21 protein-coding genes are annotated in these 20,599 nt (G+C 69.2%); 11 read left to right on the top strand and 10 right to left on the bottom strand.

Features of this window, described 5'->3' with window-relative positions:
• Nucleotides 1-37: 37 nt before the first annotated feature.
• Entirely contained in the window at nt 38-1,072 is a 1,035-nt protein-coding gene (gene hrcA / locus ACFXMV_RS11505) for a heat-inducible transcriptional repressor HrcA (RefSeq protein ID WP_378498433.1), read from the bottom strand.
• Nucleotides 1,073-1,273: 201 nt separating this feature from the next.
• On the opposite strand from hrcA, the gene ACFXMV_RS11510 reads away from it, so the two are divergent.
• From ACFXMV_RS11510 to ACFXMV_RS11520, 3 genes are all read left to right on the top strand, one after another.
• Nucleotides 1,274-1,576, top strand: coding sequence for a type II toxin-antitoxin system VapB family antitoxin (locus tag ACFXMV_RS11510; protein WP_378498434.1), 303 nt, complete (start codon nt 1,274-1,276; stop codon nt 1,574-1,576).
• Between the two features lie 153 nt (nt 1,577-1,729).
• Nucleotides 1,730-2,119, top strand: coding sequence for a hypothetical protein (locus ACFXMV_RS11515; RefSeq protein ID WP_378498435.1), 390 nt, complete (start codon nt 1,730-1,732; stop codon nt 2,117-2,119).
• Nucleotides 2,120-2,248: 129 nt separating this feature from the next.
• The gene (locus tag ACFXMV_RS11520; protein ID WP_378498436.1) at nt 2,249-3,682 is read left to right on the top strand and encodes a phytoene desaturase family protein; all 1,434 of its coding nucleotides are present in this window, start codon (nt 2,249-2,251) and stop codon (nt 3,680-3,682) included.
• Nucleotides 3,683-3,701: 19 nt separating this feature from the next.
• Here ACFXMV_RS11520 and hemW read toward each other — a convergent pair whose 3' ends face one another.
• Entirely contained in the window at nt 3,702-4,901 is a 1,200-nt protein-coding gene (hemW, locus tag ACFXMV_RS11525) for a radical SAM family heme chaperone HemW (protein WP_378498437.1), read from the bottom strand.
• 171 nt (nt 4,902-5,072) lie between these two features.
• On the opposite strand from hemW, the gene ACFXMV_RS11530 reads away from it, so the two are divergent.
• From ACFXMV_RS11530 to ACFXMV_RS11560, 7 genes are all read left to right on the top strand, one after another.
• Nucleotides 5,073-5,156, top strand: a complete 84-nt coding sequence (locus ACFXMV_RS11530) for an Ms4527A family Cys-rich leader peptide (protein WP_378498443.1) — start codon at nt 5,073-5,075, stop codon at nt 5,154-5,156.
• Nucleotides 5,157-5,279: 123 nt separating this feature from the next.
• Nucleotides 5,280-6,977, top strand: coding sequence for a nitrite/sulfite reductase (locus tag ACFXMV_RS11535; protein ID WP_378498438.1), 1,698 nt, complete (start codon nt 5,280-5,282; stop codon nt 6,975-6,977).
• On the top strand, nt 6,974-7,687 hold the full coding sequence (locus ACFXMV_RS11540) for a phosphoadenylyl-sulfate reductase (RefSeq protein WP_378498439.1): 714 nt from the start codon (nt 6,974-6,976) through the stop codon (nt 7,685-7,687). Before ACFXMV_RS11535 ends, ACFXMV_RS11540 begins: the two co-directional genes overlap by 4 nt.
• Nucleotides 7,684-8,619: a sulfate adenylyltransferase subunit CysD gene (cysD, locus tag ACFXMV_RS11545; protein ID WP_378498440.1), complete on the top strand. Its 936-nt coding sequence runs from the start codon at nt 7,684-7,686 to the stop codon at nt 8,617-8,619. Before ACFXMV_RS11540 ends, cysD begins: the two co-directional genes overlap by 4 nt.
• The gene (locus ACFXMV_RS11550; RefSeq protein WP_378498441.1) at nt 8,619-9,902 is read left to right on the top strand and encodes a sulfate adenylyltransferase subunit 1; all 1,284 of its coding nucleotides are present in this window, start codon (nt 8,619-8,621) and stop codon (nt 9,900-9,902) included. The genes cysD and ACFXMV_RS11550 overlap by 1 nt, the downstream gene beginning before the upstream one ends.
• Nucleotides 9,903-9,906: 4 nt before the next feature.
• On the top strand, nt 9,907-10,707 hold the full coding sequence (locus ACFXMV_RS11555; protein ID WP_378503017.1) for a sirohydrochlorin chelatase: 801 nt from the start codon (nt 9,907-9,909) through the stop codon (nt 10,705-10,707).
• A gap of 267 nt (nt 10,708-10,974) precedes the next feature.
• Nucleotides 10,975-11,892 carry an esterase/lipase family protein gene (locus ACFXMV_RS11560; RefSeq protein WP_378503018.1) on the top strand — a complete coding sequence of 306 codons (918 nt, stop codon included), beginning with the start codon at nt 10,975-10,977 and terminating at the stop codon, nt 11,890-11,892.
• Here ACFXMV_RS11560 and ACFXMV_RS11565 read toward each other — a convergent pair.
• From ACFXMV_RS11565 to ACFXMV_RS11600, 8 genes are all read right to left on the bottom strand, one after another.
• Nucleotides 11,883-13,166, bottom strand: a complete 1,284-nt coding sequence (locus tag ACFXMV_RS11565; protein WP_378499946.1) for an RNA polymerase sigma factor — start codon at nt 13,164-13,166, stop codon at nt 11,883-11,885. The two genes, ACFXMV_RS11560 and ACFXMV_RS11565, sit on opposite strands and share 10 nt — an antisense overlap.
• A 5-nt stretch (nt 13,167-13,171) precedes the next feature.
• Nucleotides 13,172-13,516 carry a YciI family protein gene (locus ACFXMV_RS11570; protein WP_378499945.1) on the bottom strand — a complete coding sequence of 115 codons (345 nt, stop codon included), beginning with the start codon at nt 13,514-13,516 and terminating at the stop codon, nt 13,172-13,174.
• Between the two features lie 165 nt (nt 13,517-13,681).
• Nucleotides 13,682-14,674, bottom strand: a complete 993-nt coding sequence (locus ACFXMV_RS11575; RefSeq protein WP_378499944.1) for a sulfate/molybdate ABC transporter ATP-binding protein — start codon at nt 14,672-14,674, stop codon at nt 13,682-13,684.
• Complete coding sequence (cysW, locus tag ACFXMV_RS11580) at nt 14,671-15,447, bottom strand: sulfate ABC transporter permease subunit CysW (RefSeq protein ID WP_378499947.1); 777 nt, start codon at nt 15,445-15,447, stop codon at nt 14,671-14,673. The genes ACFXMV_RS11575 and cysW overlap by 4 nt, the downstream gene beginning before the upstream one ends.
• Before the next feature lie 26 nt (nt 15,448-15,473).
• Entirely contained in the window at nt 15,474-16,352 is an 879-nt protein-coding gene (gene cysT, locus ACFXMV_RS11585) for a sulfate ABC transporter permease subunit CysT (protein WP_378499943.1), read from the bottom strand.
• Nucleotides 16,353-16,395: 43 nt separating this feature from the next.
• Complete coding sequence (locus ACFXMV_RS11590) at nt 16,396-17,442, bottom strand: sulfate ABC transporter substrate-binding protein (protein WP_378499942.1); 1,047 nt, start codon at nt 17,440-17,442, stop codon at nt 16,396-16,398.
• Nucleotides 17,443-17,614: 172 nt separating this feature from the next.
• Nucleotides 17,615-17,707 (bottom strand): Ms4533A family Cys-rich leader peptide, encoded by a 93-nt coding sequence (locus ACFXMV_RS11595; RefSeq protein WP_378499941.1) that lies wholly within the window; start codon nt 17,705-17,707, stop codon nt 17,615-17,617.
• Between the two features lie 134 nt (nt 17,708-17,841).
• Nucleotides 17,842-18,048: a hypothetical protein gene (locus tag ACFXMV_RS11600; RefSeq protein WP_378499940.1), complete on the bottom strand. Its 207-nt coding sequence runs from the start codon at nt 18,046-18,048 to the stop codon at nt 17,842-17,844.
• A 62-nt stretch (nt 18,049-18,110) separates the two neighbouring features.
• On the opposite strand from ACFXMV_RS11600, the gene ACFXMV_RS11605 reads away from it, so the two are divergent.
• Nucleotides 18,111-20,111 carry a glycoside hydrolase family 15 protein gene (locus ACFXMV_RS11605; RefSeq protein WP_378499939.1) on the top strand — a complete coding sequence of 667 codons (2,001 nt, stop codon included), beginning with the start codon at nt 18,111-18,113 and terminating at the stop codon, nt 20,109-20,111.
• Nucleotides 20,112-20,599 lie beyond the last annotated feature (488 nt).

A 20,599-nucleotide genomic window follows, 5' to 3' on the forward strand; every position in this document is an offset into this window, starting at 1 on the left:
CCTGCTTGCGGCGTTCGCCACGGTCCGCGCCCACGCGTCAGCGCTCGGCGAGCACCTCGCCGATATACCTCGCAACGGCGGCGACCGACGCGATTGTTCCCGGGTAGTCCATCCGAGTGGGACCGAGCACCCCCATGCCGCCGAACACGTTGCCGCCCGCGCCGTAGCCGGTGGTGATCACCGAGGTGCCCCGGATCTGCTCCATCTGGGTCTCCTCGCCGATCCGGACTGTCACCTTGCCCGCATCACCGGTGGCGGCGAGCAGCTTGAGCACGATCACCTGCTCCTCGAGTGCCTCGAGGACGGATCGCAGCGAACCGGGGAACCCCGTGAAGTCCGCCGCGTTGCGGGTCAGGTTCGAGGTGCCGCCCAGCACGAGTCGGTCCTCGGGGTGCTCGACCAGGGTCTCGATCAGCACGGTCGCCGAGCGGACCACGGCGTCACGCAGGTGGTCCGGGGCGTCGGCGGCGAGCTCCGAGACGGCGATCGACGCCGCGGCCAGGCGTTTGCCCTCCAGCGCGCCGCCAAGCAGGTTCCGCAGCCGGGACAGGTTCTCGTCGTCGATGACGTCGCCCAGTTCGACGATGCGCTGGTCGACGCGGCCGGAGTCGGTGATCAGCACCAGCAGCAGCCGGGCGGGGGTCAGCGCGACCACCTCGAGATGGCGGACCGAGGACGATGAGAGCGTCGGGTACTGCACGACCGCGACCTGCCTGGTCAGCTGGGCCAACAACCGCACCCCGCGGCGGAGCACGTCGTCCAGGTCGACCCCGGATTCGAGGAACTCCAGGATGGCGCGGCGTTCGGCGGGCGAGAGCGGCTTGACGTCCGCGATCCGGTCCACGAACTGCCGGTAGCCCTTGTCCGTCGGCACCCGACCGGAGCTGGTGTGCGGCTGGGCGATGTAGCCCTCGGCCTCGAGAACGGCCATGTCGTTGCGCACGGTGGCGCTGGAAACACCGAGGTTGTGACGCTCGACCAGGGCCTTCGAGCCGATCGGTTCCTGGGTGGCGACGTAGTCGGCGACGATCGCGCGCAGCACCTCGAAGCGTCGTTCATCGGTACTCGACATAGCGGCCACCTCCGTCACCCGACTCCCCCGTCCGGAAGTCCGGCGAGACCATTGCTCACGGTCGGCGTGGTGCACACCCCCGCGACCGGCTACCAGTCTAATCGCCACGTCCGGCACTTCCCCCGAGGCCTTACTGTGTGTGGTGCGCGAACGGCGCCAGGTGCCCGACCGAGCACCCCCGACTACCGCGACGGAACACCGATGATCTTCAAGGGCGTGAGGGACGGCAAGCCGTACCCGGACCATGGGCTGTCGATCCGCGACTGGTCGAAGATCCCGCCGCGGCAAATACGCCTCGACGAGATCGTGACCACCACCAAGGTCCTCGAACTGGATCGTCTGCTGTCCGAGGACTCCACCTTCTACGGTGACCTGTTCCCGCACGCGGTGCTCTGGGACGGCGTGATCTACCTCGAGGACGGCGTGCACCACGCGGTCCGCTCCGCCCTGCGCAACCGGGTCGTGCTGCATGCCCGGGTCTTCGACTACGACGCCATCCGCTGAGCGCACCCGCGGCTTCGCCGCCCGTGCGCGCGAAGTACCCCCAGAGCATCGACTTGCGCCGGTGTGGAGGCCAGCCGTAGCCCCAGCGCGCACCGGCGTCCGACCGACCCCACCGTCCGTCTACTGGCATGATTCCTGCCGACCGCGCCGCCCTTGACGCAAGGAGCCACCATCAACATCGCCAGCGCACTCATGTTGCCCGAACGCGTGGTCACGCGCGGGTTCGGCGAGCTCCGCGACCTGGAACGCCAGTTCATGGCGACCCTCGTCATGGCCCGCAGCGCCTTCGACGCGTTCGCCCCGATCGTCGACCGCGCGAAGCAACTCGGGGCGCTCATCGACCGGCTCGGCCCGGCCCTCGACGACCTCTCCGAGCTGTTGGTCGCCGCCCGGCAGATCGCCGAGAGCGCCGAGCGGATCGCGGTGAGCGCGCAGGGCATCGACGGCAGCGCCGCGATCATCGCTCGCGACGCCGAGATCCTGGCCCGCGACGCCGGCCGACTGGCCCGGTTCACCGACCGGATTCCCGGCGGCAAACGCTGACCTTGTCCTGCGCTGCACCTAGGTGACCTGGACAATGGACGCCGGGTTGCGCCCGCCCGCACGGCCCCGATCGGAGGACCCGACGATGCCCGATACGACTCCCGCACCCGAGCCGACGCGGGTCAGGCCGTGACCACAGCGGTTGTGGTCGGCAGCGGGCCAAACGGGCTCGCCGCCGCCGTCCACCTCGCCGGCAACGGGGTCGACGTCCAGGTGCTCGAGGCCGCCGACACGATCGGTGGCGGCACCCGGTCCGCCGAACTCACCGTCCCCGGCCTGCTGCACGACGAGTGCTCGGCGTTCCATCCGATGGGCGCGGGTTCCCCGTACCTGCAGACCCTCGACCTCGAACGGGTCGGCCTGACCTGGAAGTGGCCGGAGATCAACTGCGCACACCCGCTCGACAACGGCGAGACGGGGCTGCTGTACCGGTCGATCGCTGCGACCGCCGCAGGACTCGGCGCCGACGGACGGCGCTGGCGGGCGATGTTCGCCGGCCTGGCCGACGGTTTCGACGACCTCGCCGCGGACCTGATGCGGCCGATCGCGCACGTGCCGCGACATCCCCTGCGGCTGGCGAGTTTCGGGCCGCGCGCGCTGCTGCCCGCGACCGCGACTGCCCGGTGGTGGCGCACCGAGCGGGGCCGGGCGCTGTTCGCGGGGGTCGCCGCGCACGCGTACCACCGCCTCGACCGCCCGGCCAGTTCCGCGGTGGGGTTGATGATCGTCGCCGCCGGTCACCGCTACGGGTGGCCGGTGGCGGAAGGCGGATCGCAGTCGATCGCGACCGCGTTGGCCGCCCTGCTCGCCGAGCGGGGCGGGCGTATCGCCACCGGTGTCCGGGTCCGCGACGCACGGGACCTGCCGCCCGCGGACATCGTCCTGCTCGACGTCACGCCCGCGGCCGCGCTCGACATCCTCGGCGACCGTGTGCCCGGCCGGGTCGCGCGGGCGTACCGGCGCTACCGGCACGGGCCGGCCGCCTTCAAGGTGGACTTCGCCGTCGAGGGCGGTGTTCCGTGGCGCGACCCCGACTGCGGACGCGCAGGCACCGTGCACCTCGGCGGCGGATTCGACGAGATCGCCCGGGCCGAACGCGACGTCACGAGCGGCCGGATGCAGGAGCGTCCCTTCGTCCTCGTCGGGCAGCAGTACGTCGCAGATCCAGGCCGGTCGAAGGGCAATCTGCACCCGGTGTACGCGTACGCCCATGTGCCACACGGGTACACCGGCGACGCCACCGCAGCGATCGTCGACCAGATCGAGCGGTTCGCGCCGGGATTCCGCGAACGCATCGTCGCCACCGTCGGTTCCGGTCCGGCGGCGTTGGCCGCATCGAACCCGAACTACGTCGGCGGCGACATCATCGGGGGCGCCAACACCGCGACCCAGGTGGTACTCAGGCCAAGGATCGCGTGGGATCCCTACAGCACGGGAGTGCCCGGCGTGTACCTGTGCTCGGCCTCGACGCCACCCGGTGCCGGCGCGCACGGCATGAGTGGATACAACGCGGCGTGCTCAGCGCTCCGCGCCCGTGAGCGATCTTCACCCCACCCGGGGTGAGAATCGCGCACAGTTCGGGTCAGCTCAGGATGTCGCGGATGACGCCGTCGGCAAGCAGCCGACCACGGTCGGTGAGTACCAGGGCGTTGCCGTCGCGGCGCAGCAAGCCGTCCGCGACAATCCTTTCGGCACTAGACAATTCGTCGACGGTCAGGTCCGACACCGGTAGGCCCGACCGCAGCCGCAGCGTCAGCATCACCCGCTCGACGTGCCGGTCCTCGGCGGTGAGCTGCTCGCTGTCCGCCACCGGCAGCTCGCCCGCCGCGAGCTGGTCCGCGTACCGCGCCGGATGCTTGACGTTCCACCAGCGCACCCCGCCGACGTGGCCGTGCGCACCGGGGCCCGCGCCCCACCAGTCGCCGCCGTCCCAGTAGCCCAGGTTGTGCCTGCACTCGGCACCCTCTTTGGCCCAGTTCGACACCTCGTACCAGGACAGCCCCGCGTCTGCGAGGCGCGCGTCGATCAGCTCGTACCGGGCCGCCAGGACGTCGTCGTCGGGTGCGGGCAGGTCCCCACGCCGCACCTTCCTGGCCAGCGCCGTGCCGTCCTCCACGATCAGCGCGTACGCGGAGACGTGGTCAACGCCCGCGGAGAGCACCGCATCCAGGGACGCGTCGAGGTCCTCGTCCCGCTCGCCCGGCGTGCCGTAGATCAGGTCCAGGTTCACGTGCTCGAAGCCCGCCTGACGCGCCTCGAGAGCCGCCGCGACCGGGCGGCCGGGGGTGTGGGTGCGATCGAGGATCCTGAGCACGTGCTGCGCCGCGGACTGCATGCCAAGCGAGATGCGGGTGAACCCGGCCTCACGAAGCCGTCCGAAGAACTCCGGCGAGGTCGACTCGGGGTTCGATTCGGTGGTCACCTCGGCGCCCGCGGCCAGGCCGAAGCTGGAGCGGACCGCACCCAAAACGTCGGCCAACCCGTCGCCGCCGAGCAGGGACGGGGTTCCGCCGCCGACGAACACGGTCTCCGCCGCGGGCACCACCCCCGCGGCGTCGAGCATCGATGCGGCAGCGTCCAGCTCCCGGCGCAGACCCTCGAGCCAGGACTGCGGCGATGCCGAAGTGCCCAGCTCCCCCGCCGTGTAGGTGTTGAAGTCGCAGTACCCGCAGCGCGTCGCGCAGAACGGGACATGGATGTAGATGCCGAACGGACGCGACCCCACTCCTGCCATGGCATGGTCCGGCAGCGCAAAGGCAGCAGCCACCGCGCTTCCGCTCATTCCGCTGGCTCCACTCGACTCGGTCATCGATCCACTCACCCGACCAGTGTCCCACTACACGACGACGTGACGAGCACCACACATCGGCCCTGCCTGCACATTTCCCCCGGATTCAGGGGAAATAGCCACCGGGTGTCGGAATCGGCGAGGTGATCTGGCACAATTGGCCGCGTGACCGGACTTGGGATTGCACTCGTGGCTCGACGCCATGTGGATCTCAAGCGCGTCTGTAGCTGTCTGCCCTTTCCTGCGTAGACGCCATTCCGCCAGCCCCCTCTCAGTCCCGGCCGGTCTCGGATGTGCCTGCGGGGACAGCCCTCCCCGTCGGCGATGCCATACACAGACCGGCGCACCGAAGAAGATTCTGGAGCGCCTCCGATGTCGCAAAGTGTCGACACTCCTCCGCCCGCCCGCGCGCCGCGGCCGGCCAAGCGCCGCGCCGAAGGCCAGTGGGCCCTCGGCTACCGCGAGCCGCTGAACGCCAACGAGCAGGCCAAGAAGGACGACAACCCGCTCAACGTCCGCGCCCGCATCGAGAACATCTACTCGAAGCAGGGATTCGACAGCATCGACAAGTCCGACCTGCGAGGCCGGATGCGCTGGTGGGGCCTCTACACCCAGCGTGAGCAGGGCTACGACGGCACCTTCACCGGCGACGAGAACATCGACCTGCTCGAGGCCAAGTACTTCATGATGCGGGTGCGCTGCGACGCCGGCGCCCTGAACGTCGAGCAGCTGCGCACCATCGCGGGCATCTCCACCGAGTTCGGCCGCGACACCGCGGACCTCTCGGACCGCGAGAACGTCCAGTACCACTGGATCGAGGTGGAGAACGTCCCGGAGATCTGGAAGCGCCTCGAAGGCGTCGGACTCAAGACCACCGAGGCGTGCGGCGACTGCCCGCGCGTCGTCCTCGGCTCCCCGTTGGCGGGCGAGTCGCTCGACGAGGTGCTCGACCCGACCCCGGCGATCGACGAAATCGTCCGGCGATACATCGGCAAGCCCGAGTACTCGAACCTGCCGCGCAAGTTCAAGACCGCGATCTCCGGCCAGCAGGACGTCGTGCACGAGATCAACGACGTCGCGTTCATCGGCGTCAACCATCCCGAGCACGGACCCGGCCTGGACCTGTGGGTCGGCGGCGGCCTGTCCACGAACCCGATGCTCGCGCAGCGAGTCGGCGTGTGGGTGCCGCTGGACGAGGTGCCGGACGTGTGGGAGGCCGTCGTCTCGGTCTTCCGCGACTACGGCTACCGCCGACTGCGCTCCAAGGCGCGGCTGAAGTTCCTCGTCAAGGACTGGGGCATCGACAAGTTCCGCGAGGTGCTCGAGACCGAGTACCTCAAGCGGAAGCTGATCGACGGCCCCGCGCCCGAGCAGCCCAAGCGGCCCATCGACCACGTCGGCGTGCAGAAGACCCGCAACGGCCTCAACGCCGTCGGCTTCGCGCCGATCGCCGGCCGGGTCTCCGGCACCATCCTCGCGAAGGTCGCCGACGCCGCCGAGAGGGCGGGCAGCGACAAGATCCGGTTCACGCCGTACCAGAAGCTGATCATCCTGGACGTCGCCGACGACAAGCTCGATCAGCTGATCGCGGACCTCGACGAGCTCGGCCTGCCCGCGCGGCCCTCGCACTGGCGGCAGAACCTGATGGCCTGCTCCGGCATCGAGTTCTGCAAGCTGTCCTTCGCCGAGACCCGCAAGCGGTCCCAGGTGCTGGTGCCCGAGCTCGAGCAGCGCCTCGCGGACATCAACGCGCAGCTCGACGTTCCCATCACCATCAACATCAACGGCTGCCCCAACTCCTGCGCCCGCTCGCAGGTCGCGGACATCGGATTCAAGGGCATGCTCATCGACGACGGCGAGGGGAATCAGGTGGAGGGCTTCCAGGTTCACCTGGGAGGCAGCCTCGGATTCGACGTGGCGTTCGGCCGCAAGCTGCGCCAGCACAAGGTCGCCAGCACCGAGATGGGCGACTACATCGACCGGGTGGTCCGGCAGTTCGTCAAGCACCGCAATGCGGGCGAGCGCTTCGCCGAATGGGCCGTTCGGGCAGACGAGGGAGACTTGCGATGAGCATTGATCTGGCCACGGCCACCGCGGACGACCTCCGGGCACTTGCCGTGCAGGGGGCGGCAAGTCTCGAGGGTGCGACCGCGCAGGAACTCCTGCAGTGGACCGAGGACACGTTCGGGACCGACTACATCGTCGCGTCGAACATGCAGGACGGCGTCCTGGTGCACCTGGCCGCCCAGGTGCATCCCGGCGTCGACGTGCTGTTCCTCGAGACCGGTTACCACTTCGCGGAGACCATCGGCACCCGCGACGCGGTCGAGGCGGTGTACGGGGTGAACGTGATCAACGTCGCGGCCGAGGCCAGCGTCGCCGAGCAGGACGCCGCCGAGGGCAAGGACCTGTTCGCCCGCGACCCGGGCCGGTGCTGCGCGCTGCGGAAGGTGGCGCCGCTGAAGAAGTCCCTGGCCGGCTACAAGGCCTGGGTGACCGGCATCCGCCGGGTCGAATCCCCCACCCGCGCCAACGCCCCGCTGATCTCGTTCGACGACGCGTTCGGGCTCGTGAAGATCAACCCGATCGCCGCGTGGTCCGACGACGACATGCAGGCCTACATCGACAAGCACTCCATTCTGGTGAATCCACTTGTCGACGAAGGCTATCCATCAATCGGGTGCGCGCCGTGCACCGCCAAGCCAGCCCCCGGCTCCGATCCGCGCAGCGGACGGTGGGCCGGTAACGCCAAGACAGAATGCGGGTTGCACGCCTCATGACTGCTGAATTGACCGACCTCCGACCGCAACTCGACGGCAGCGACTTCGACACTCTCGCTGCGCTCGAGTCCGAAGCCATCCACATCTTCCGCGAGGTGGCGGGCGAGTTCGAGCGCCCGGTGATCCTGTTCTCCGGCGGCAAGGACTCCACGGTGCTGCTGCACCTGGCGATCAAGGCCTTCTGGCCTGCGCCGCTGCCGTTCGCGCTGCTGCACGTGGACACCGGCCACAACCTGCAGGAGGTGCTGGACTTCCGCGACCACGTGGTCGAGAAGTACAACCTCCGCCTGCACGTGGCCAAGGTGGAGGACTACCTCGCCGACGGCCGGCTCACCGAGCGGCCCGACGGCATCCGGAACCCGTTGCAGACGGTGCCGCTGCTGGACGCCATCTCCGAGAACCGCTTCGACGCGGTGTTCGGCGGCGCCCGCCGCGACGAGGAGCGGGCCCGCGCCAAGGAGCGGATCTTCTCGCTGCGCAACGCGTTCGGCCAGTGGGACCCGAAGAAGCAGCGGCCCGAGCTGTGGAACCTGTACAACGGCAAGCACTCCCCCGGTGAGCAGGTCCGGGTGTTCCCGCTGAGCAACTTCACCGAGCTCGACATCTGGCGCTACATCGCCCGCGACAACGTGGAACTGGCCAGCATCTACTACGCCCACCAGCGTCCCGTGTACCAGCGCGACGGCATGTGGATGACCCCCGGCGTCTGGGGCGGCCCGGCCGACGGCGAGGAGCTGCAGACGCTGTCGGTGCGCTACCGCACCGTCGGCGACGGCTCCACCACCGGAGCCGTGCTCTCCGATGCGGCCGACAACGAGGCCATCCTCGCCGAGGTCGCCGCGTCCCGACTGACCGAGCGCGGCGCCACCCGCGGCGACGACCGAGTTTCCGAAGCGGCCATGGAAGACCGCAAGCGAGAGGGCTACTTCTGATGAGCGACCTCCTTCGACTCGCCACCGCGGGCAGCGTCGACGACGGCAAGTCCACCCTGGTGGGCCGGCTGCTGTACGACACGAAATCCGTTCTCGCCGACCAGATCGACGCAGTCACCCGCGCGTCGGTGGACCGTGGGCTCGACACCCCGGACCTCTCACTGCTGGTCGACGGCCTGCGCGCCGAGCGCGAGCAGGGCATCACGATCGACGTGGCGTACCGCTACTTCGCGACGCCCAACCGCACCTTCGTGCTCGCGGACACCCCCGGCCACGTGCAGTACACCCGCAACACCGTCTCCGGCGCGTCCACCGCGCAGCTGGTGATCCTGCTGGTCGACGCGCGCAAGGGCGTCATCTCGCAGACCCGCAAACACGCCGCCGTGCTCGCGCTGCTCGGCGTGCCGAAGCTGGTGCTCGCGGTCAACAAGATCGACCTGGTCGACGACCCCGCGCAGGTGTTCGCGGACATCTCCGAGGAGTTCAACGCGCTGACCACCTCACTGGGGTGGGCATCCGAGGACGTCGTGGAGATCCCGGTCTCCGCGCTGCACGGCGACAACGTGGCCGTCCGGTCCGAGAAGACCCCGTACTACAACGGCCCCACCCTGATCGAGCATCTCGAGTCGATTCCGGTGGATGCCGAGCCGCACCGGGTGGGCCTGCGCTTCCCGGTCCAGTACGTGATTCGTCCGCGCACCGCCGAGTTCCTCGACTACCGCGGCTACGCCGGTCAGGTCGCCGCGGGCTCGGTCCGCCCGGGCGACGAGGTGGTGATCCTGCCGTCCGGCACCCGCACCACCGTCGAGCGCGTCGACACCGCCGACGGTGAACTCGACATCGCGAACGCGGGACGCAGCGTCACGCTGATCCTGGCCGACGACGTCGACGTCTCGCGCGGCGACACCATCGCCTCGGTCGAGGACGCGCCGGAGCCGATCGGCGAGTTCGACGCCACCGTCTGCTGGCTCGCCGAGAAGCCACTGCGCCCCGGCGCCCGGCTGCTGCTCAAGCACGGCACCCGCACCACGCAGGCGATCGTCGGCGGCATCGTCGAGCGGTTCGACGAGCAGGACCTCACCACGGAGCAGAGCCCGGACACCCTCGAGCTCAACGAGATCGGCAAGATCTCGGTGCGCGTCGCGGAGCCGATCGTGGCGGACGATTACACCGTCAACCGGCACACCGGCAGCTTCCTGTTGATCGACCCGGCGGGTGGCAACACCCTCGCGGCCGGCCTGGTCGGCGACGCGATCGCCGCCGTCGAACTCGAGCGCGTCTAGCGTCGTGTTCGACGTCCAGGTCGGGGCTCACGCGTCCCCGATTTCCGTCCCGGCGCCGCTGATCGCGGTGGCGCACGGCAGCCGTGACCCCCGCTCCGCGCGGGCGGTCGCGGCGGCCGTGGACGTGATCCGGGCACAGCGCCCCGACCTGGACGTTCGGCTCTGCTTCCTGGACCTGTCCGCCCCTTCGGTGGACCAGGCGATCGATTCGGTTGCCGCCGACGGACATTCGTCCGCTGTCGTGGTCCCGTTGCTGCTCGGCAGCGCATTCCACGCGCGAGTGGACCTGCCCGCGCTGCTCGCGGCGGGCAGCCGCAGGCACCCCGGACTCTCTCTCATCCAGGCCGATGTGCTCGGTGACGACGCCCGGTTGGTGTCGGCCGTGCGTGATCGTGTCGCCGACACCGGTGTCGCGCTCGGCGATCCCGAGATCGGTGTTGTCCTGGCCGCGGTCGGGTCGTCGTCCGCCGCCGCCAACGAGCTGACGACGCGGATCGGTCCGCGCCTGCACTCCGGCACCGCGTGGGCAGGCGTCGAGGTCTGCTTCGCCACCACCGAACCCGGACTGCCGCAGGCCGTCTCGACGCTCCGTTCCCGCGGTGCGCGGTCGATCGTGGTCGCCCCGTGGTTCCTGGCCCCCGGCCTGCTCACCGATCGAATCGGCCGATCCGCCGATGGCTGCGCCCCCGGGTCCCTGCGCGCCGACGTGATCGGCGACCATCCCCTGCTCGCGGAGGTCGCGCTCGACCGGTACCGCGTCCAAGCCGAACTGCTCTCCTGCACGCGAGTCGAACTCTCAGCCTAGGCGCCTGCGGCACCCGTGCGCGGTTGACGGGTCCAGAGACCCGCTGACCGCGCACGGGCGGCGAAGCTGGTCCGTCCAATGGCTGCACCCAGGAGTCCCTGCGCGCCCGCGTTGACATCGCCCGCGTGGTCTGTTGGCATAGCAGGCGAAGGGTGTTGGCGGGGAGTCAAGATTCGGTTGGTTCGCTCTTCTCGTGGGGGATGTCGCGTGGCCGGTACGGTCGGCGGTCTCCGTTCGCTGGAGCGTTGACGAAAGGCTTTGCAGCACATGGCGATCAAGCGATCCTGGCGTTCCACGTCGATGCGGGTGGGGGTTCTGGGCGTCGCACTCCTCGGTGCCCTCTCGATCTCAACGGCACCCGCAGGTGCAGATCCCGGGACCGGCTCGGCCGACCCGGTGGTGCCGGCCGGAACGGTGGTCGAGCCCGCTGTCGACTGCCTGCCCAGTAGCTCCCGACCGAATCCGGTGATCGTGCTGCCCGGGGCCGACGGCACCACCGCCGACACGGCATCCCAGTGGGAGGTCGTGGTCTCGTCACTGCGCCAGCAGGGCGCGTGCACCCTGGTGTTCCAGGGCGGGATCGTGAACGGAAAGCGGTGGGCGGGCGACATGCCCGCCTCGGCTCGGCAGCTCGAACAGTTCGTTGCGAAGGTCAAGGCGACCACCGGGGCCGCCAAGGTCGATATCGTCGCGCACTCGGCGGGATCCTTCGTCGCGAACTACTTCCTCAAGGTGCTCGGCGGCGGCGCGGCCGTACACAGCGTGGCCCTGCTGGCACCCGAGGCGCGCGGCTGCGACGGCGCGGGTTTCCTCGCCCAGTACGGCTTGAAGGACCTGCCGGTCACGCCGGTGCAGGTCCTGCAATCGGCTCCATTCCTGTTGCCGGTGTTGACGACTCTGATGCCCGACATGGGCCCCGCGCTGCAGTTGACCCCGGTCTCCGAGGTCTATCGGGCAGTGATGGAAGACGGGTCCCTCACCCAGCCGGGGGTGCGCTACGCGGTGATCGCGACGAAGAACGACGCGATCGCCACTCCCCCAGGCACATGCTCGTTCATCACCGAGCCCGGCGTCACGAACGTCTTCTACGAAGACGTCTTCCCCGGCAGTCCCGCCGTGGACCATTCCAGCCTTCGGTCTAGCCCGGATGCCGCGAACTGGGTTGTGGAGCAGCTCTACTCGTAGAGGTCGGTCGAACCGTCCGAGCCGGGCGGCCCCACTGCGTTCAGCCTGCGCCTCAGGTACATCCGTTCCGGCTCCGTGCCGACCGACTCGAGCGCCTTCCGGTAGGCCGCCGCCGCCTCGGGCAGCCGGCCGAGCCGCTGCAGCAGGTCCGCCCGGGCAACGAAGAACGGGTGGTAGCCGCGCAGCCGCGGCTCCCCCGCCAGCCCTTCGAGCAGCACCAGGCCGGCCGCCGGACCGTCCCGCATTGCCACCGCCACTGCCCGGTTCAGCGCGACCACCGGCGACGGCGCGAGCGCGAGCAGCACGTCGTAGAGCGCCACCACCTGCGGCCAGTCCGTCGTCGCGACGTCCGCGGCCTCGTCGTGCAGGGCCGCGATCGCGGCCTGCACGCCATTGACGCCTGGCGGGCCGCCGGTCAGCGCGGCGACCACCAGGTCGCTGCCCTCCTCGATGGCCGGGCGGTCCCAGCGGGTGCGGTCCTGATCGTCGAGCAGCACGATCTCGCCGCCCGGATCAGTCCGTGCCTCGCGCCGCGCATGCACCAACAGCATCAGAGCGAGCAGACCCGCGACCTCCCGCTCGGCCGGCAGCAGCCGTCGCAGGATCCGCGCCAGCCGGATGGCCTCCTCGGCCAGATCGAGCCGCTGCAGCTCCGGGCCCGAGCTGGCCGCGTAGCCCTCGGTGAAGATCGAGTAGATCACCTGGAGCACCCAGGGCAGGCGCTCCGGCAGCTCGTCTGCCCCTGGCACCCGGAACGGGATCCGGGCCTCGCGAATCTTCTTCTTGGCCCGCACGATCCGCTGCGCCATCGTCGCGGTCGGCACGAGGAACGCCCTCGCCACCTCCGGCGTCGTCAGGCCCGCCAGGCAGCGCAGGGTCAGCGCGGCGCGATCCTCGGCGGCGAGCGCGGGATGGGTGCAGGTGAAGAACAGCTGCAACCGTTCGTCGGGAAGGTCACCGAGCGCATCCGCGGGCGGCGCCGGGTCCGCCCGGTCCGCCTCCACCTGAAGGACGGCGAGCCGCGCCGCATACGCCTGGTCCCGTCGCAGCCGGTCGACGGCCCGCCGCCGCGCCGTCGTCATCAACCAGGCGCCGGGCTTGGCAGGCACACCCTCGACCGGCCAGTGCACCAGAGCGGCCTCGATGGCCTCCGAGGTGACCTCCTCCGCCAGGTCGAGGTCACCGAAACGCCGGACGAGGGCGGCGAGCAGGCGGCCGCGTTCCTCCCGGAACACCGCTTCCACGGACGACTCCGCGGCAGCCCGCTCGGCCATCGCGGTCACTCCCCGAAGTCGGCGATCGGCCGCACCACCACCGACCCGCCGCCACGCGAACCGGGGCAGCGGGCGGCCCAGTCGAGCGCGACGTCGAGGTTCGGCACGTCGATCACGTAGAAGCCGCCCAGCACCTCCCGGGATTCGGCGAAGGGTCCATCCGTGACGGTCCGCTCGCCGTCCGGGCCGACCCGCACCGCCGTGGCGGTGGTCAGGTCCGCAAGCGATTCCCCGGAGACGAAGATCCCCGCCTCGCTGACCTGCTTGTCGTAGACCATCCAGTCCTCGGGGGTGCACCCGTTTGCGACGGGATCGGTGGAGGCTGCGTTGATCAGCATCATGTACTTCATGGTTCGACTCCTGTCGTTTCATCGTGCGGCGGATTGCCGTACTCAATGACGACGAACGGGATCCGGTCGAATCGACACGTCCACGAAGATTTTATGCGCCTCCGGCGCCCGTGAGTCCTTTTGGTCCCTGCGCGGGCCAGAAGGACTCACGGGCGGCGAAGCCGCCTACGCCGGGATGTTCGGGATCAGGGTCGCGCGGGCGTAGACGGTCTCGCCCTCCTTGAGCTGCAGGGCCTCGCTGTCGCCGCGGGTCACCTGCGCGGCGAACAGGTCGCCGGTGGCCGCGTTGCGTAGCTCCACCCGCACCTCGAAACCGAGGTGCACCACCCGCTCGACCGTCGCCCTTGTGACGCCTGCGGACTCCGCGGTGCCCGCCTTCTGCGCGACCGCCATGCTCGGGTCGCGTCCGACCCGGATGTCGTGCGGACGCACCAGCTGGCCGTTGAGCTTCGCCACCGGGCCGAGGAAGGACATCACGAAGTCGTTCGCGGGGCTGTCGTACAGCTCGCGCGGGGTGCCGACCTGCTCGATCCGCCCCTTGTTCAGCACCGCGATCCGGTCGGCGACGTCCAGCGCCTCCTCCTGGTCGTGGGTGACCAGCACGGTGGTCACGTGCACCTCGTCGTGCAGCCGCCGCAGCCAGGTCCGCAGGTCCTCGCGCACCTTGGCGTCGAGCGCGCCGAACGGCTCGTCGAGCAGCAGCACCTGCGGGTCGACGGCGAGCGCGCGGGCCAGCGCCATCCGCTGCCGCTGCCCGCCGGAGAGCTGGGCCGGATAGCGGTGCTGGAAGCCGTCGAGGCCGACGATCTCCAGCAGCTCGTTGACCTTCTTGTCGATCTCCGACTTCGGCCGCTTGCGGATCTTCAGCCCGAACGCGACGTTGTCCCGGACGGTCATGTGCTTGAACGCCGCGTAGTGCTGGAACACGAAGCCGATGTCGCGCTTCTGCGGGGGCACGCCGGTGACGTCCTTGCCCGCGATGGTGATGGTCCCCGAGTCGGGGTTCTCCAGCCCGGCGATCGACCGCAGCAGCGTCGACTTGCCGGAGCCGGACGGGCCGAGCAGCGCCGTCAGGGAGCCCGACGGGATTTCCAGCGACAGGTTGTCGAGGGCGGCGAAGTCCCCGAAGTTCTTGTTGGCGCCGATCACCGTGATCATGTGTTGCTCCTCTTGCGGTCAAGCAGCGTCATCAGCAGCAGGGTCACCAGTGCGATCCCCATCAGCAGGGTCGCCGCACAGTAGGCCCCGTAGGTGTTGTGATCGTCGATGTAGCGCGAATGCACGAGCAGGGTCAGCGTCTGGGAGACGCCGGGGAATCCGGAGGACACCATGATCACCGCGCCGAACTCGCCGAGCGAACGCGCCACGGTGAGCACCACGCCGTAGGTCAGGCCCCAGCGGATCGCGGGCAGCGTGATCCGCCAGAAGGTCTGCCACTTGGACGCGCCGAGGGTCGCGGCGGCCTGCTCCTGTTCGTCGCCGATCTCATGCAGCACGGGTTCGACCTCGCGGACCACGAACGGGAGGGTGACGAAGATGGTGGCCAGCACCATGCCCGGCAGGCCGAAGATCACCCGGAAACCGATCGAGTCCAGCGCGCCGAACCACCCGTTGACGCCCCACAGCAGGATCAGCGAGACGCCGACGACGATCGGCGAGACCGCGAACGGCAGGTCCACCACCGCCTGCACCAGGCCGCGGCCGGGGAACCTGCCCCGCACCAACGCCAGCGCGGTGACGACGCCGAAGATCACGTTGATCGGCACGACGATCGCCACGATCAGCAGCGACAGGTTCAGCGCGGAGATCGCCGCCGGGGTGGAGATCGAATCGATGAACGCGCCGATGCCCCGCTCGAAGGTGCGCCACAGGATGACGCCGATCGGCACCAGCAGCAGCAGGAACAGGTAGCCGAGCGCGACCACCCGCATGCCGATCTTCGATCCGGTCGAGAGGTTCACTGGGCCTGCTCCTCGCGGCGCTGATTGCGGCTCGAGAGCAGCCGCAACACCAACAGGGTGACGAACGCGATCGCCAGCAGCGCCACCGACACCGCGGCGGCATCGACCGGCCGGTCGATCTCGATCTGCTGCTGGATGTACTGCGAGGTCACCTGCGTCTCGCGCGGAATGTTGCCGCCGATCAGCACGACCGAGCCGTATTCGCCGATGGCCCGGGCGAACGCCAGGCCCGCGCCGCTGATGATCGCGGGCGACAGGATCGGCAGCACCACCTTCCGGAAGATGGTCCAGTTGCTCGCGCCGAGGGAGGCGGCCGCCTGCTCCACCTCCCGGTCGGTCTCGATCAGCACCGGCTGCACCGACCGGACCACGAACGGCAGCGTGACGAACGCCAGCGCGACGATCAGACCGGGCTGGGTGGCGTTGAGCTGCACACCGATCGGGCTGTTCGGCCCGTACAGCGCCAGCAGCACGATGCTCGCCACGATGGTCGGCAACGCGAACGGGAGATCGATGAGCGCGTTGACGATTCGCTTGCCGGGGAACTCGTCACGGACCAGCACCCAGGCGATCAGGGTGCCCATCACAACGTTGATCACCGCGACGACCGCGGAGACCAGGATTGTCACCCGGAGCGAGGCCAGCGCGACCGGACTGGTCACCGCATCCCAGAACCCGGCGATGCCGTCCTCGAACGAGGTCACCGTGAGCGCCGCGAGCGGGAGCAGCACGATGACGCTGAGCCAGAGCATCGCGACGCCGATACCAAGGGGGCCGACGGTGCCGGTGACGGCGGTCCACCTGCGCTTCTTCGCGCGGGCCGGCCGAGCGGGGGGACCGGCCTCGGTCGACTGCTGTCCTACGGTCTCGGACACCAGTCCCCCCGTCGTCGTTTCAGTAGTGGTGATCACGGTCAGATTACTTGGTGGCGTTGTCGTAGATCACCGCGATGGAACCGGTGTCCTTCTTGAACAGGCTCTCGTCGACGGCCTTCCAGCCGCCGAGGTCCGCGATCGTCCACAGCGTGGCCGGCGCCGGGAAGTCGGCGGCGAACTCGGCGGCGACGCCGGGATCGACCGGACGGAATCCGGCTTCGGCCCACAGCTTCTGGCCCTCGGTGGTGAAGAGGAAGTCCTTGAACGCGTTGGCCTTCTCGAGGTTCTTGCTGCTGTTGATCACCGCGACCGGGTTCTCGATCTTGAAGGTGATCGGCGGGGTGACGTGCTCGACCGGGTCGCCGTTGCGCTCGGCGAACAGGGCCTCGTTCTCGTAGCTGAGCAGCACGTCGCCGGTGCCCTGCAGGAAGGTCTCGGTGGCCTCGCGGCCGGACTTCGGCTGCACCTTCACGTGATCGGTGACGAGGGCGTTGAGGTAGTCGAGACCGGCCTGCGGGTTCTTGCCCCCGTCGCTCTTGGCGGCGTACGGCGCCAACAGGTTCCACTTCGCCGAGCCCGAACTGAACGGGTTGGGCGTGACCACCTCGAGGCCGGGCTGGAGCAGGTCGTCCCAGTCCTTGATGCCCTTCGGGTTCCCCTCGCGGACCACCACGGTCACGACGGAGCCGAACGGGATTCCGTTGTAGGCGTCCTTGTTCCAGTCCTCGCTGACCAGGCCTGCGTCGACGAGGCGGGTGATGTCGGGCTCGACGGAGAAGTTGACGAAGTCGGCCTGCGCGCCGTCCTTGACCTTGCGGGACTGGTCGCCCGACGGACCGTAGGACGGCAGGAACTCGACGTTATCGCCCGCCTCCGTGGCGTTGAAGGCGGGGATCAGCTTGTCGAAGCCGGGCTTGGGGACCGCGTAGGCGAACAGGCTGACGGTGCCGCCGCTGCCGTCACCCGACCCGCCCTCGGCGCCGACGGTGTCGCTCGATCCGCCGCTGCACGCGGTCAGGGCGACCGACCCGGCGGTGACGGCGGCGGCCAGCAGGAGGCCGGAACGAGTGAATCGGGAGCGCGCGCTCATTGGGAATACCTTTCACAGGTGTGCCACAAGGGCAAGAGGTGGTGTCCGGTCGTCAGACCGCAGCGCAGGACCACCGCCGACGACGGCGTGGTCTCGCGTGACACAGAAGTTGGGTTGTCGCCCGCTACGTGGGGCGGTCCGGCCGCGGCTCAGATGGCTCGCGCGGCTTCCGCTATCGACAACAGTCGATGTCGGCGACTGCAAGCATGCCGACAGCGATCAACGCCAGTTCATGGCGGACCTGGTGCGCGACGGTTGCAGACACGCGGACGAATGTATCAGAGCTGTCGGCCCGGATCGAAACGGAGCGGACACCGGCCGCCTACCTGGTCAGCAGCCAGCCGATCAGGATCAGGATCATCAGTGCGATCAGGGCGAGGGTCACTCGTGAGCGGGGCATCAGCGGGCACCGTCCACCGGCGCGGCCGCCGCGACGCGGTCCCGGCCGAGCAGCACGAAGATTCGGGCGAGCAGCAGATCGATTCCGCTGGCGATCCCGATCGCGAGCGGCATCATCACCGCCATCACCAGGATCAGCTGCGGGATGAAGGGCAGCCCGATCACCCAGAGCTCGAGTCCGTCCCACCAACTGGCAATCTGCGTCACCAGCCCACCCTATCGCCCTCGTTGCGGTGGACGCCCACGCCCGTCGGGCAGATGATGATCAGATGGGCCCCCGCAGCGACCTCGAGAACCTGGATACCGAGAAGCTCCCCGACAACGAGGTGGTGCCGGTGAACCTGCCGGCACTCATCGACACGGACCATCGCAGCACGTTCCCGCCGATCGACGACTACGCCTTCCTCTCCGACTGCGAGACCACCTGCCTGATCGCCCGCAACGGCTCGGTCGAGTGGATGTGCGTGCCCCGGCCCGATTCGCCGAGCGTCTTCGGCGCGATCCTCGATCGGAGCGCGGGTCATTTCCGGATCGGCCCCTACGGGCAGAACGTGCCCGCGGCCAGACGCTACCTGCCCGGCGGGCTGATCGTCGAGACCACCTGGCAGACCGAGACCGGCTGGCTGATCGTGCGCGACGCCCTGGTGATGGGACCGTGGCACAACACCGAACAGCGCTCGCGGACCTATCGGCGCACCCCCACCGACTGGGAAGCGGAGGGCATCCTGCTGCGCACGATCAAATGCGTGAGCGGGACCATCGAATTGGAGATGAGCTGCGAGCCGGCCTTCGACTACCACCGTGCCCCCGCGAAGTGGGAGTACACCGGCAAGGTGTACGAGGAGGCCACCGCCACCTGCGACGGGAGCGTCCTCGGCGCGCATCCCACCCTGCGGCTGACCACCAACTTCAAGCTCGGCCTCGAGGGCCGCGAGGCCCGGGTACGCACCCGGATGCGCGAGGGCGACAACGGCTTCATCGCACTGTCCTGGGCGGACGTGCCCGCGCCTGGCACCTTCGAGGAGGCCACGGACAAGATGTGGAAGACCGCCGAATGCTGGCGCCAGTGGATCACCATCGGCCGCTTCCCCGACCATCCGTGGCGCGGATACCTCCAGCGCAGCGCGCTCGCGCTCAAGGGTCTCACCTACAGCCCCACCGGTGCCCTGCTCGCCGCGTCCACCACCTCCCTGCCGGAAACCCCCGGTGGCGAGCGCAACTGGGACTACCGGTATGCGTGGGTGCGCGATTCCACCTTCGCACTGTGGGGCCTGTACACCCTCGGCCTCGACCGGGAGGCGAACGACTTCTTCTCGTTCATCTCCGACGTGTCGAAGTCCGATGACGGTCACCCGAACCCGCTGCAGGTGATGTACGGGATCGGCGGCGAGAAGACCCTCGAGGAGGAGGAACTCAGCCACCTGTCCGGATACGACGGGGCTCGACCGGTACGCATCGGCAACGGCGCCTACAACCAGAACCAGCACGACATCTGGGGCACCATGCTCGACTCGGTGTACCTGCATGTGCGCTCGCGCGACCGGGTCCCCGAATCGCTGTGGCCGCTGCTCAAGCGGCAGGTCGAGGAGGCGATCAAGCACTGGCGTCAGCCGGACCGCGGCATCTGGGAGGTGCGCGGCGAACCCCAGCACTTCACGTCGTCGAAGGTGATGTGCTGGGTCGCCCTCGACCGGGGCTGCAAGCTGGCCATCCTGCACGGTGAGAAGGCGTACGCCAGGCAGTGGGCGGAGATCGCCGAGGAGATCAAGGCCGACATCCTCGAGCACGGGGTGGACGCTCGGGGGGTCTTCACCCAGCGCTACGGCGACGATTCACTGGATGCCTCGCTGCTGCTGGTCCCGCTGCTGCGCTTCCTGCCCCCGCATGACCGTCGGGTCCGCGCGACCGTGCTCGCCATCGCCGATGAGCTGACCGAGGACGGCCTGGTGCTGCGATACCGGGTGGACACCACCGACGACGGCCTGACCGGCGAGGAGGGCACGTTCACGATCTGCTCGTTCTGGCTGGTGTCGGCGCTGGTCGAGATCGGTGAACTGCCCCGCGCCAAGCGGCTGTGCGAGCGACTGCTCGGGTTCGCCAGCCCGCTCAAGCTCTACGCCGAGGAGATCGACCCGCGGACCGGCAGACACCTGGGCAACTTCCCGCAGGCGTTCACGCACCTGGCGCTGATCAACGCCGTGGTGCACGTGATCCGGGCCGAGGAGGCGGGCGACACCGGCGCGTTCCAGCCCGCGCACGGCCCCACCTGACCGGCTCTCGACACGAGATACGCTCACACCGACGGATGAAATTCATCCGCCCCAGTGGGGTGAACGTTCACTCCTTGTGTTCTTACCGAGCGCCAATCGTCCTGCCACCCTTGGGTTGTCAGGATTCACGGCCGGCCGATCGGCGACACGAGGACGGGACATCGAGATGAACACAACACTGCGCCGCATCACAGCCGGACTGCTGACCACGGCGGCCATGGGAGTGGCGATCGCTGTGACGACCGCGCCCGCGGAGGCGAGACCGTGCCGAACCTCGGTCGTGTACTCCAAGGACGGCCGAGGAGCCGGTTCGGCCATATTGCACCAAGGAGAAGGGCGTCTACCATTCGGTCCGGGTCGCCTGCGATATCGCGTTCACGCCGTGGTCGCCCGATTACTACCGCGACGGGCGCCTCGTCGAGGACGGGTCGACGCTGTTGGGCTCGATCGCCGCCTGCAACTACGGGGACAGGGCGATCTTCGCCGTC

It is taken from the genome of Rhodococcus sp. NPDC059179, from assembly GCF_042754885.1.
Lineage (GTDB): Bacteria > Actinomycetota > Actinomycetes > Mycobacteriales > Mycobacteriaceae > Rhodococcus_G.